The sequence below is a fragment of the Methanosarcina mazei S-6 genome (assembly GCF_000970205.1).
GTDB lineage: Archaea > Halobacteriota > Methanosarcinia > Methanosarcinales > Methanosarcinaceae > Methanosarcina > Methanosarcina mazei.
This window is the reverse complement of sequence record NZ_CP009512.1, coordinates 2,095,236-2,108,537: the sequence shown is the minus strand read 5'-3', so window position 1 is coordinate 2,108,537 and position 13,302 is coordinate 2,095,236. Positions and strand designations below refer to the sequence as shown.

Here is a 13,302-nt window from a genome sequence, read left to right as displayed (position 1 = left end):
TCATTTTTCTTTTTCTAGCTTACTGAAGTGGATATTAAACTTTGTCCCTCTGTCTCTTTTAAGTTCAATAGAACCTCCAATCTGTTCAACAAAAATGTTTACGAGCTGCAATCCAAGAGAATTACTATTCTGAAGGTTCACTAATTTCGGAATTCCCCGGCCATTGTCTTCTACGGTCAGGATGAACTGTAAATCTTTTCCATTTGAGTAGCTCGGTACAATTCCTGAGTTTCCGGAGTTTTTAAATTCTTTTTCGTAATTCTTCATCCGGGAAAGACTTACTCGAATTTCTCCCCCTTCTCCAGGTAGAAAGGCGTGTTTCAGAGAGTTTGAAACCAGTTCGTTGACAATAATGCCAAGAGGTACTGCGGTATCTGTTGCCATATAAACCTGTTCGAGTTCCAGTCTCAGATTGACCCTTTCAGTTCCTACCCGGTAGGAACCGAAAAGTCCTTCAGTAAGTTTCCGAAGATAGTCTGAAAAATCAATGATATGTGTTTCTCCTATGCAGAGTTTTTGATGGATCAGAGACATTGTAGCTATACGATTCTGACTTTTCCGAAAGACTTCAAGAATTTCCGGATCGGTGGATTTTTCAGCTTCGAGACTTAGCAGGGATGAGATCACCTGAAGGTTATTTTTTATCCTGTGATTAACTTCTTTTATGCGTACATTCTCAATTTTTTCCAGAGAAATTGCTGCCAGTTTACTTACGGTGATATCACGAATAAATCCCTGTACTTCTCCGTGCTTTCCAGAACCCGACGGAGTTTTCTGAATAACCTGCCTGATCCACTTTATATCACCATCTCTGTTCCGTATGCGATACTCGATTTCGGCGGGTGCAACCGGGTTAGACAAAGCTGTTTTTACATTCTTAAAAATTAGAGGTAAGTCTTCAGATACGATTATTTCTAACCATCTTGCTTCTCTGGATAGAAAATCCTTTTTATCATAACCGGTTATGCCTTTCACATCTCCATCAATAAATACCGGTTCAAAGTTCTCATTCGCCCTGAACCCTATAAAGCCTTTTATATTCTGTACGAGTAAACGGCAGTCATTTTCATCATTCAGCAGCGTCCTGCCCGAAAGTTCACTTTCGTTTTCCTCTCTCCATAAAAACGCTGTTTTTTCCCAAGATGTGGATTTTGCTTTTGTTTTCTCTTCTCCTTTATCCATCAAAAACAAAGGAGTCAACAGGATGATTATACTTAATGAATGTCTTGAAACTGTACCAAACATTGTGCCGCAGGACTCTTCTATTACATTCCTCTTTCGATCCAGCACTCTCCCTCCCTCTTCGTATTTTTTTTGACACTTTGTTGGTGTAATTATCATACTATTCTAATACTTATTCTTATAAGTAATTTAGTATTGGTTCGATTTTCATACAATTGTTTATATTATAATCAGTTATATGATTTAGTGATGAAAGAACGGTTCACTATCTCAATGGATAACGATTTAGCATCATGGCTTGATAGATTGTGTGATGAAAAAATATTCAGCAGTAGAAGTCATGGTATTGAGTTTTGCGTTATGCAAATAAAAAAAATGGATATCGAAAAGGTTGTGCTTTTACATTGGGGTAAAGAAGAAGTGGAGCCGGTTTTCTTATCTAAAAAAAATGTTCAAATTCTTTCCAGGATATCTGAAAAATTAAATCTTAGTCTTGAAGATACGCTTGGTGTACTTATATATAAGGAATTGGAAAATTTGAGTAAAAATATTGTGGAATCGGAAAAAGGGGAAGGAACTAAAGAGCAAAAACTTAGAAAAGTTTTTTTTGAATAAAATCTTATTCACATAATTAAATTGGGGGTCGCACCTGTTAGTCCTTTATAGAAGCATAGTTCTTTCTCTACCTGTGTACCACAAGTTTGAGGATGATGTCATTTTAGTTCTCAAGAAATTTATTCCACACTCAAGTTTTTGATTACTTTCATCATGCTTGATTAGTTCTTATATTGCTAGATGTGATTTTATTATCATATAGAGGGGTTAATAATGTTTATAAAAATACATTGTCCGATTTGTGATAGTGATATGTACCATGACATCAGGTTATCTGCTCTGGAATATCTGCATTTCGAGGGAGAAAGGGAGGCTTGCAGGTATGTGATTGAAAATATCGAGATACAGGATTCTTTAACCGAAGAAGAACTCGTAAGAAGTATCCTGAAGAGCCTGCAAAAAGTTATCTATGACGGAATTGAAGTAGAAAACCTGATAGAAGTTTTGGAAGAAAACTACGGAGTTACAGAAAGCTGCTGCATGGGGATTATTGAGAGAATCCAGCTTGAGCTTGGCATGTATTGTCCAGATAGAAAAAGGCTCTATTTCGCTGACCCGGAAGAACCGGGAAGTTACACGAAGAAAAATACTCTCTATTTTTTGTTAGATTCTTGTTCCCAGTTTATCAGGCTATGAATTCATAACTCCTCGTCATCATTACCTTACTGAGTTGTGAATCCAGAACTGTAAAAGACTCACAAAGTAAAATGGATAGAGATTTAGACACAATCTCATATCCGTGCTGGCATAAAAGATTTTGTTTTATCATCCCTAAATCTTTTTTGGATTTGATTTCCTGATTTTATGGCATCCTTTTTTGTATTTTACTTTTAATAGCCAAGGCTCTCACCGGTTGTCTCAGTCACCCGGCCTTCTCAAAATCAAAAAGAAGGTTTAAGGACATGCCCTTCCGCAGGAGCTCTTTATCCTCTTGAAATCCATGCTGTAGTGGGAGAGGGAAACGGGCTTGAACCCGGGATTTACAGGTACGTTGCAGAAGAGCATGCCCTCACTCAGGAAATTCCAGGAGATATGAGAGAAAAGCTTGCAGGAGCAGCTCTTTCCCAGCCAATGGTCAGCAAAGCTCCGGTTTCTCTTGCAATCTCCGCAGTCTACCCGCGGATGACAGGAAAATACGGAAAAAGAGGTATCCGTTATGCTAACATGGAAGCCGGACATGCAGCCCAGAACATCTACCTCCTGGGTGTGGAACTTGGAATAGGAACCTGTGCCATAGGGGCTTTTGAAGACGATGACGTTAAAAAAGTCCTCAAACTGCCCGCAAATGAAGAACCTCTTTATATCCTGCCTCTTGGATACATCTGATTTCTTGTATCTAGCTCGGGAAAGAAAATCATGGATTTTCTCTGTAGTTTATGTTGCAATTTTCAAATTTTTACTTTTTCTTCCTGTGTTTTTTGAGCAGGGCTGCCGGGCAAGCTGGCGGATGTCTCCTGGTACCCTCTACTGTATGATCTGACGGGCGGTTTCCGGGATCAGAGGCTGAAAAAAAAAGAACTGAAAAAAAAGGGATTAAAAAAGAAAAAGGGGATTAAATATTCCTTTTCAGCTCAGGTCCGAGCTCTTCATTTTCCCTGACAAGTTTTCCTTCGGAAAAATGGTAAATTGCAAGCTCTCCAGTGGACAACCTTACTTCCCTGATATCTTTGTCGGAAATATCCTCTATGTATTTGACAAGAGCCCTCAGGCTGCTCTGGTGGGCGCAGATCAGCACATTTTTTCCTCCTTCAAGGGCAGGCATGACTTTTTTTCGGAAATAGGGAACTGTGCGCTCATAGACAGCTTTCAAGCTTTCCCCTTCCGGAGGGCCCGGTTCAAAGTTCCAGCGCCAGTTTGCTACCTGTTCTGCACCGTATTTTTCTTCCATTTTCTGCTTTTTTCTGCCCTGAAGTTTGCCGTAGTAACGCTCGTTCAGAGCAGGAGTCGTATAAACCGGGATAAGGTCTTCTCCGAGCTTTTCGGGGTAGGAATACCAGTCAAGCTTTTCCGGGGGCACTTTATCTTCTGTTTTCTCGTGTACAACAACCCCTGTTTTTTTCTGGCCCGAAAGTATGATGAAAAGGGTTTCCTGTGTTCGGACAAGGTCTGATGCAAAAGCAATGTCTATTTCTATGTTTTCAAGCGCTTTCGCACATTCAAGTGCTTCTTCTATGCCTTTCCTGCTTAACGGGATGTCAATCCAGCCCGAAAGCCTTTCCCCTGGCTTCAGGCCAGGTTCTCCATGCCTGACAAGTATAAGATGACCCGTGATTATCACCCTTGGAATCCTTCAGAATAGTATCTCTGGATAATTTATTTGTATATGGTAAAATTACTGGAATATGGTAAAATTACTGGAATATGGTAAAATTACTGGAATATGGTAAAATTACTGGAATATGGTAAAATTACTGGAATATGGTAAAATTACTGGAATATTGTAGAATTATTGAAATGTTATGGGACTATCGAGATATTGTAGAATTGCCGGTACATGGCAGATTACTGAAACATAACGAGTAATACGGAAGCAGCACTGGCTCATATCTTCCGGATTCATATATTCTTTTATCATTTTTTTATCTCAGATACGAATTCAAGTTTCGTACTGTACAGGAGGTGCCAGAGGTCGCCTTTTTTACGCATTCTTTCAGCATCAATTGCCGACCCGTTGCCCTTGATCTCAAACCTTATGCTCTGTTTTCCATAACTAACCTGCCCGATCTTGCTTCCCATCCTGCTATAGTCCAGGGCATCGGCAAGCCTTACAAGGGCGGCTACTTTCAGGGTAAGGGCCTGGAGATCTTCAGGCATGTTTCCGAAATCTTTTTCGTTAAGTTTTTTGAGTTTCTTTTCCCCAATCCTTTTTTTGTGCAGATAAGCAGTCCAGGCAACAACCTGCCATAGTTTCTCAGGCAGATTAGCAGGCGGGTGTAGGAGCAGGATATCTCTTCCTGCCTTATGATGGTTTTCCAGGTCCGTAGCCACTCCTGCGTCATGGACAAGAGCTGCTATCTCCACAAGCTTTCGGAACTCAGGGCGAAGCCCGTGCACGGGAGCAAGAATATTAAAAAGCTCGAGGACATTTCGTGCAACATTGTCGGCATGACTGCGTTCAATCCCGTACCTGTGATAAAGAGCCTCCAGATCAAGAGGTTCCGGGGAGGGCTTTTCTTTATTCCCTGCTATATTTTCCCCGGCAGATATTTTGTTAGTGTTCATTGAATCCCCCTTCCTCCCTTTTATTTACTTTCCTTCTTACTTTTTTCAATTTCTTCCTTTAATGGTCAGCAAGAAAAATTAAACTTTTTACCTGGTCTACATTATGCAATAAAGCAATTTATTCTACTATTTCTGTGATCAAGAAATATAAAAATTTATTTGGAAAGAGATTAATACGGAGAATTCGGTCAGAGTGGCTGCCGATAACTGAAATATTATATATTGTCTGGGCTCTTAATAGGTGATGGTCAAAATTAGCTTCAAGCAGGGAATTATTCTTAAAGATTCTCTGATTCTCCAGATCGATGCCCACTTTACTGCGAGGAGCTAGAATCCTTTTAAAATCAGTCTCTTCCGTAAGCAATAAGCAGAATCTCTCCCGAATGTGCATCAATCCATACCGATGCAGGATGGTCTTCATCTTCTGCAAAACTTGAATCCACGAACTTAATCCACCATGCCAGATGTATTTTATCGTCCTCGTTCTCTTTCCAGACAAGATTGGATGACATAACTTTTACAGTATTTGCTTTTTCTTCTCCGATTTGTGGTACACTAGTCATGTATTCTTTGAGGATTTTAATCGCTTCCTCATCCGTAATACTTGGTTCCTTATCAATGAGCGCTATCTCTTCTCCAGACATAGACCATCTTTTATTATAGCTTGAAATTTCTCCCGTTTCTGCATTAACTCTAAGAATTACTCCATCTGAAAGAGAAGGTATTCCTCTGATAATCCGTGCGTAACTTATAAAATAAGTCCCTGGGAGGCCGTCTGCATCAGATTCCTTATAATTTACATCTTCAAGCTCAATCTCATTAATCATATCAGCCGAAACTCTGGATTGAATATATTTTTCTGCTATTGTCAAAGCATCATCTTTATTTATATTATTGTTTCCCCTTACTTTTTTTGACCCATCATATACAAAAAGCAGATCTCCATTAGAAGCATCTATCCCTGCTGAGATGCTTCTTCCATTAGCTGTTTTCGAACTCACTCTCCAGATTATCCCGAAATTTTCGTTGTCAATTAATTCTCCATGAACAGATTCAGTAATTACTTCCGGATTTTCTAGTATCAGCTTGTTTTTTGCATCTTCAAAACTAATATTTACGTCTGCGGTTGATGGATCAAGGTGTTTTGTTTGTTTTACATCTTCTTTTGTAAATATTAGCCCTCCCTCTTCAGAAGCAAAAGCCACAAATATTGAGCTTGCTAGTATCAAAGCTAATATACAAATTTGCTTAAATTTCATGATCTTTCTCCTTTTAAAATTATAAAATATAGCTAAAGTTGTAAAATTTATTATCATCAGATATTTTGTCGATATGTGCCTATGGAATTGTAAGGAATAATTTACCATATTTTTGACATCACAGAAGTAGACTATTTTTTTCAATCCCTATGGAAATTTATTTTAATAGAAGTTAAAAATCTTATAAACGTACAAGTTTCTATAGCAAATCTACATTACAAATATTTGATGACCAAATCATTCAACTAATAAGCACGGTATAGATTTGAATAATCGTTAATTAAAAAGAGGAGAATGAAAGATTAGAACTTTTTCTAACTCAATCTCTTCCATAATCAAATAGCAGCATTTCTCCTGAATGTGCATCAACCCAGGCAAAAGCTGGACAGTTATCGTCTTCTGCAAAACTTGAATCCACGAACTTAATCCACCATGCCAGATGTATTTTATCGTCATTGTTCTCTTTCCAGACAAGATCAGATGACATAACTTTTACAGTATTTGCTTTTTCTTCTCCGATTTGTGGTATACTACTCATGTATTCTTTGAGAACTTTAATCGCTTCCTCATCCGTAATACTTGGTTCCGTATTAATAAGTGCTATCTCTTCCTCAGACGTAGACAATTTTTTGCAGTAACTTGTAACTTCTCCCGTTTCTGCATTAACTCTAAGAATTATTCCATCTGAAAGATAAGGTATTCCTCTGATACTCCTAATGTAACTAACATGATAAATTCCTGGAAGGTCATCTGCAGCAGGTTCTTTGTATTTAATGTCGTTAAGCTTGGTTTCGCTGATTATATTAGCCGAAACTCTGGATTGAATATATTTTTCTGCTATTGTCAAAGCATCATCTTTATTTATATTATTGTTCCCCCTTACTTTTTTTGACCCATCATATACAAAAAGCAGATCTCCATTAGAAGCATCTATCCCTGCTGAGATGCTTCTTCCATTAGCTGTTTTCGAACTCACTCTCCAGATTATCCCGAAATTTTCGTTGTCAATTAATTCTCCATGAACAGATTCAGTAATTACTTCCGGATTTTCTAGTATCAGCTTGTTTTTTGCATCTTCAAAACTAATATTTACGTCTGCGGTTGATGGATCAAGGTGTTTTGTTTGTTTTACATCTTCTTTTGTAAATATTAGCCCTCCCTCTTCAGAAGCAAAAGCCACAAATATTGAGCTTGCTAGTATCAAAGCTAATATACAAATTTGCCTAAGTTTCATGATTCCGTCTCCTTAACTATTTAAACATACATTAGAATCGCCAAAAAATGTATTATCTCCAACGTCATCTGCATACCCGAAATCAAGGAACACTTGATCCTCCGCATAGTCGGCTGCATCACAAACTTCTACATCGGCTAAACTAGCATGCTCAAAAAATGCTGCATAAAATCGAGCGTTACGCATTGTATTAACAGTACCTCTGTACCCAAAGTAACTGTCAAATCCTTTGTAAATGAAAGCATATCCTAAATCTGTATATTTTGCAGAGCTGCATGCACCTGCAAAAAAGAATCCTCCATCTCTTTGGTCCAGCCAATTAGATACATCGGAAGCCGTTAACAAGCTTCCGTCCTTAAATTGCAAACGACATGAAGATCCACTTACTCCTCCATGAGTATGGATTAAAACAATATTTACGTCTGTTGTATCATCAAGCGAGTCAATACCATTGTTTATAAAATAGGAATCACTCGCAGCTCCAGTTTGGAAATCTAAATTCGAGGTGATATCAGGAATAAACATAATATCGCCTTTGACTTCAACAAATCTTGCGTTAATATAATTTATCTCACTAGTGTCATGACCATTTAATTATTTCACATAATACTTTGACATTTTCTCATCTGCATTCTTCCTTGTAAACTTCCATTCAATTTTCCTTTTGTGTTCATTCCTTCTCTTTGTCCATGAATCCACTTCATTTTTAAGCGTCTCGATGTCCCCGATCCTTCTTCCTGTACATTCGATATCCATGACATTGATCTCGATTTCAGCAGCATTGAGCCAGCTTGCATGTTTTGGCGTGTAATGGAACTCTATCTTGTCCAGAATCTTCTTTGCTTCCTCTTCTGAGAATGCTTCGTAGAATGACTTCTCTTTATGGATATTGAGATTATCCGTAACCAGTCTGATGACTTCTGCTTCAGAATATTCTTCTGTGACAAGAATCTTCATGAATTGTGCAAAATCCTTCATTGTTCTTCTTTTGGTTACCTGAGTTACCCTTTTTCCTGCTTTGAACTCTACCGCCATGAATATGTTTGCTGTTCCGTTTCTGACATACTCATAATCATATTTTTCTGAACTTCCAAGCTTCATAGGAATGCTCATTCTTTTATCCCTGAGCAGTTGCTTAGGCTTCTCGTCAAGACAGATAAGAGGTTTTTTAGGATCATAATCCTCTTCATACAGACTAAGAATGTCATACATCCTGTCTCTATATTCAGTATCGATAGTCTGAATACACCACATCCGTCTTAACCAAGGTTTAGTTTTGCTTTTTTCAAAATAAGCCTGACACTCTCTTTACCTATAGTTTCAAATCCTTCTTTTTTCCTAAGTTCTTCAGTAAGCAGGGAAAGAGACCATCTTTTGCTTCCATCAGGGGAACTGCTGCAGGCTAAAGCGATTACTTCTGCAACATGTTTTTCAGTGTATTTTATAGGTTGACCAGATCTTGATTTGTCAAAAAGAGCATTGGGGAGACCTTCATCAAGGTATCTTTTCCGTATATTCAAAGTGGTACTCCTGGAAATACCTAATATTTTCACGATTTCAGTGATTTCTGTTTGCTGGTTTGATAGAAGGAGAATACGGGCTCGAGTTAGTTCTCTTGCGCTTTTACGTCCTTTTCTCACAAAATCCTGAAGGAAATTTACCTCATTATCTGCAAGTTGAATCTGTAGCATGAAGGTATAAAAGGATTCAACGTTTATAATGATGACTAATAATTAAATGGTTGAGACACTAGTAGTAAGGTCTCCAAACTGAGTGCGGCTTCTATCTAGTAGAGCATCAGGAGCTGCAGACACTGGCACAGTAAATAAAAACAGCAAAACACAAATTGTGTACATATACTTTAATTTCACTTTTTTGGTGTTCATTTTCTTTACCTCTTATTATTGCCCCAGAGGCCAAGATTACGCAAATTTAAACACTATCAAAGTTAAACTATAACCTATCTCAGGGCATACAGGGGTTCAAACCGACATTGCAAATTTAGTTTGAACACTCTATATATTTTTTAATCTAGTATTGGACAATTAATACTTAATTTTATTAAAGTTTTACGGCTAAATTTTCAAACTAAAGAATAAATTATAATACTATTTGATTAAAAATTAATATTATATATCGGTATTTTTATTGGCAATGTGGATTGATGGAGCTGCTTTTACAGCAGGCACTTATGTATAATTCAAATTGTTTTTAACTTTGGAATTATTGTAATAATCTTAGTTGAATGAATTGACCATAAATCACAAATACAATTTTTTTGCTGTTATCATTTAATTCACGAAGATAAATGAGTTTTTAAAAAATCAAGTTTGGCTGTATCATTGATTTCTGCACCACAACAATATGTCCACCCGAAATGCAATTCGGGTAACTAATTCTTATATACCATGTCCGGTCTCTTAGTAAACAATGATTAAAATCAGCTTCAAGCAGGGAACCATTCTTATAAAAGGAAATGTCAGGGTCCCGAACTCAGTTTGGGATGAAAGGAGCGAAAGCTTCAGGGCTCCTGCAATGTACTACAAAGATATTATTAATTATCTGAAAGATTCAGGGATCGATTTTGAAGACTCAGTCCTTGACCTTATTCCCTGTCCCGACCTCGCAGCAGCTTACGAAGCCTCAGGAAAGAAGCTGAAGTTAAGGGACTATCAGGCAGAAGCACTTATCTCCTGGGGAGAAAATGAGAAACGGGGAGTGCTTGTCCTGCCAACAGGAAGCGGAAAAACACTTACAGGTATCCGGGCAATCGCGGGCTGCAATACTCCTGCCCTTGTGGTCGTCCCGACCCTTGACCTGCTTGAACAGTGGAAGAAAGAGCTTGAAGAAGCCTTTTCCATGGAGATCGGAAAGCTTGGGGGAGGAGATAAGAAAATCTTTCCGGTGACGGTTTCCACGTATGATTCTGCTTACATTCACGCCGAAACCCTTGGGAACAGGTTCGGTCTTATTATTTTTGATGAAGTTCACCACCTGCCCGCAACCGGTTACAGGAGCATTGCAGAGTTTTCCGCATCTCCATGCAGACTCGGGCTCACAGCCACATATGAAAGGGAAGATGGGCTGCATACAGAACTCAACCGGCTTGTCGGAGGCAAAGTTTACGAAAAAAAGGTATCTGAACTTGCAGGTGGGCATCTCGCCCCCTATACGATAAAACGGGTTTCTGTTGCTCTCACCGATGAAGAGCAGAAAGAATACGAAAAGAAATACTCCGTATTTCTTGATTACCTCAGAAAAACCGGAATGATAATGAGAAGTCCGCAGGACTTTCAAAAACTGGTTATGAAAAGCGGAAGAGATCCTGAAGCCAGAAAAGCCCTCCTGGCGAGAAATGCAGCAAGAGACCTTGCCTTTAACAGTGATTCGAAAATTGAGAAACTGAGGGAAATCCTGGAACAGCACAGAGATGACAGAATTTTCATATTCACAGAACACAACCGGCTTGTGCACCGGATTTCCAATTCTTTTTTTATCCCGGCCATTACTTACAGGACTCCTTCAAAAGAGAGGAGTTCCATTCTCGAAAAGTTCAGGGAAGGAAGGTACAGGGCTGTCGTTACCTCAAAGGTACTTGACGAAGGGATCGATGTCCCGGAAGCAAATATAGGGATTATAGCAAGCGGGACAGGCAGCAAAAGGGCATACGTCCAGAGGCTTGGAAGGATACTGAGGCAAAAAGAAGGGAAGGAAGCCGTGCTCTACGAGATTATTGCTGAAGAAACCACGGAAACAGGGACTGCAAAGAGAAGAAAAGAAGCTGTTTCAACCAGAAAAAAACCCGATAAGGCAGAAGCCAAAAGTCAGGAAGGTGTTTCTCGTGCTGACATCTGACCTCCTAGTAACCCGCATCTCCAGAGGAAAGATCAGGCCTGCATATTCGGTTTTTGACTCTGAAAACCTTGAACTTGCAGGGCTACTTATAGAGACTTTCAGGCAGCATGTCGGAAAAACATATGGTGACCTCCTTACGGAACTCGAAGGCTATGAAGAGATGAACTACCGCTTTATCAGGGGACTTTCGCAGCTCCTCGGGAGGCGGGCTGTGGTTGAGACATCTTCGGCTGTTGACCCTTCCAGAGCCAGGGAAGCTGTCTTTGAAGCCTGTGGGGGCATGGCTCTTTTTCCTGAAGAAAGGCAAAAGGCGCTGCAAATAGCTGCAAAAAACCTTTTAGTTTCAGTTTCAGACCTTGAAAAATCTCTGTGGGCAGACCTTGAGGAAAACCAGGTTCTTAAAGAATTCGACCCTCCTGCCCCTGCAGAACTCCTCAGGCAGTACAACATTTCCCTTACCCAGACTCTGCTTTTCCGTGCCATTGACCTTGATATCTGGATAAAGGGAGATTTTCAGAGAGTCCTCTGGAAAATCCTCAGGTTCGGGCTTATGTATTCCCTTGAGGATGCGCAGGAAGAAGGTGGAATAAAAGAAACTGAGGGAGAAAAAAAGCTGATAAAAGAAAATGAGAGAAAAGAAAGCCCAGTAAAAGAAAGTGAGAGAAAAGAAAACAAAAGAAATGACGAAAACGAAGAAATTGAAAAACTAAAAAGTGTTCATCTTCATCTTGATGGGCCTGCGTCACTTTTCAGAATGTCGGAAAGGTATGGGAATTCTTTTGCAAAACTCTTTCCCGCTCTCCTCAAAACAAAAGGCTGGAGATTGAAGGCAGGCATTCTGCATAAAGGTTATCAGGGAAAGAGGATCCTTGAATTTTCTCTTGACAGTTCTGAAGAAGCTTTCAGGTTCATGCGGAAAGTGTCCGGCTATCCTGAAAGTGTTTCTCGCGACTATCAGTTTGCTGAAGAAAAGAAAGGATATGGAATTGAAACCGGAATGGAAACAGGGTACGAGGGCCAGCCTGTAGAAAGGCAATCCGTAGCCCAGGAAGTAGAAACAGACGCTGCAAGTGAAGTCTTTGATAGCGCTTTTGAACAGCAATTTGCAAGCTTAAGTTTCGGGGGCTGGGACGTGAGAAGAGAACCTGCAATACTGAAAGCAGGCAGGTTCGCTTTTGTACCGGATTTTTCCCTGCAGAAGAACGGGATAAAAGTATATGCAGAAATTGTTGGCTTCTGGACTCCCGAATACCTTAAAAAGAAAGTCGAGAAACTCAAAGAGGTAAAAGAACCTGTTATTCTCCTGATTAACAGGAAACTCAAATGTTCCGAAAAAGATTTTCCTGCACAGGACGTCATTTTCTTCGACAGGAAGATCCCGGCAAACGAAGTCACTCAGGTGCTCAGAAAATACGAGGAAAAAAAACTTGCAGAAGATAGGTCAAGGATACACGAAATAGAAATCCCTCTCTCAGGGGAAATTATTAATCTTGAAAAGATCGCAGCCAGAAATGGAGTTATGCTTGAAGCTTTAAAAAAGGTTCTTGAAGAGAGATTTGAAAAAATACAGGAACCTGAAAAATCCGAAGTTCGGGAAAAATTCGAAGGGTACAGAGATTCCGGAAAAGAGCATGAAAATATTGGAAACTACAGAGACTACAGAGACTACGTGCTTCTTGAAAATTACATAATTCACAGGCAGTTGCTTGAGAAAATAAATCTTGAGCTTGAAAAGCCCGGCGCAGCAGAGACGTATGCTGATGCAGTAAAAATCTTTGAGGATTTCGGGTTTGACAGCGGCCTCTTTTATCCCGTACTCGAACACCTGAAGTATAGAGTAATCTGGGCAGGGCTCAGTGAAGAAAATGCAAAAATTAAAAAAATTCCAGACAGGTAATCTGCAAATTCAGGTTAAAAGAAAAGAAAGAAAAGCCG

General features: G+C 39.4%; 10 protein-coding genes and 2 pseudogenes. 5 read left to right on the top strand and 7 right to left on the bottom strand.

The window, feature by feature from the left end; genetic code table 11:
• On the bottom strand, window positions 1-1,290 hold the full coding sequence (locus tag MSMAS_RS08995) for a sensor histidine kinase (protein WP_226987622.1): 1,290 nt from the start codon (window positions 1,288-1,290) through the stop codon (window positions 1-3).
• Window positions 1,291-1,455: 165 nt separating this feature from the next.
• Here MSMAS_RS08995 and MSMAS_RS08990 point away from each other — a divergent pair, with 165 nt between their 5' ends.
• The 3 genes and pseudogenes from MSMAS_RS08990 to MSMAS_RS08980 all read left to right on the top strand — a co-directional run.
• Window positions 1,456-1,797 carry a hypothetical protein gene (locus MSMAS_RS08990; protein ID WP_230633220.1) on the top strand — a complete coding sequence of 114 codons (342 nt, stop codon included), beginning with the start codon at window positions 1,456-1,458 and terminating at the stop codon, window positions 1,795-1,797.
• Between the two features lie 213 nt (window positions 1,798-2,010).
• On the top strand, window positions 2,011-2,433 hold the full coding sequence (locus tag MSMAS_RS08985; RefSeq protein ID WP_226987623.1) for a hypothetical protein: 423 nt from the start codon (window positions 2,011-2,013) through the stop codon (window positions 2,431-2,433).
• Window positions 2,434-2,661: 228 nt separating this feature from the next.
• Window positions 2,662-3,123: pseudogene (locus tag MSMAS_RS08980) on the top strand (SagB/ThcOx family dehydrogenase); the annotation flags it as partial.
• A gap of 226 nt (window positions 3,124-3,349) precedes the next feature.
• Here MSMAS_RS08980 and MSMAS_RS08975 read toward each other — a convergent pair.
• The 6 genes and pseudogenes from MSMAS_RS08975 to MSMAS_RS18230 form a co-directional block, all read right to left on the bottom strand.
• Entirely contained in the window at window positions 3,350-4,075 is a 726-nt protein-coding gene (locus MSMAS_RS08975; protein WP_011034894.1) for a histidine phosphatase family protein, read from the bottom strand.
• A gap of 293 nt (window positions 4,076-4,368) precedes the next feature.
• Window positions 4,369-5,019 carry an HD domain-containing protein gene (locus MSMAS_RS08970; protein ID WP_011034895.1) on the bottom strand — a complete coding sequence of 217 codons (651 nt, stop codon included), beginning with the start codon at window positions 5,017-5,019 and terminating at the stop codon, window positions 4,369-4,371.
• 344 nt (window positions 5,020-5,363) lie between these two features.
• The gene (locus MSMAS_RS08965) at window positions 5,364-6,278 is read right to left on the bottom strand and encodes a YcdB/YcdC domain-containing protein (RefSeq protein WP_230633218.1); all 915 of its coding nucleotides are present in this window, start codon (window positions 6,276-6,278) and stop codon (window positions 5,364-5,366) included.
• A 319-nt stretch (window positions 6,279-6,597) separates the two neighbouring features.
• On the bottom strand, window positions 6,598-7,512 hold the full coding sequence (locus tag MSMAS_RS08960; RefSeq protein WP_226987625.1) for a YcdB/YcdC domain-containing protein: 915 nt from the start codon (window positions 7,510-7,512) through the stop codon (window positions 6,598-6,600).
• Between the two features lie 12 nt (window positions 7,513-7,524).
• The gene (locus tag MSMAS_RS08955; RefSeq protein ID WP_011034898.1) at window positions 7,525-8,037 is read right to left on the bottom strand and encodes a hypothetical protein; all 513 of its coding nucleotides are present in this window, start codon (window positions 8,035-8,037) and stop codon (window positions 7,525-7,527) included.
• Between the two features lie 69 nt (window positions 8,038-8,106).
• Window positions 8,107-9,203 (bottom strand): annotated as a pseudogene (locus MSMAS_RS18230) (IS630 family transposase).
• Between the two features lie 739 nt (window positions 9,204-9,942).
• On the opposite strand from MSMAS_RS18230, the gene MSMAS_RS08940 reads away from it, so the two are divergent.
• Both MSMAS_RS08940 and MSMAS_RS08935 read left to right on the top strand, forming a co-directional pair.
• Window positions 9,943-11,367 carry a DEAD/DEAH box helicase gene (locus MSMAS_RS08940; RefSeq protein ID WP_011034901.1) on the top strand — a complete coding sequence of 475 codons (1,425 nt, stop codon included), beginning with the start codon at window positions 9,943-9,945 and terminating at the stop codon, window positions 11,365-11,367.
• Window positions 11,354-13,264, top strand: coding sequence for a DUF790 family protein (locus MSMAS_RS08935; RefSeq protein ID WP_048040361.1), 1,911 nt, complete (start codon window positions 11,354-11,356; stop codon window positions 13,262-13,264). The genes MSMAS_RS08940 and MSMAS_RS08935 overlap by 14 nt, the downstream gene beginning before the upstream one ends.
• Window positions 13,265-13,302 lie beyond the last annotated feature (38 nt).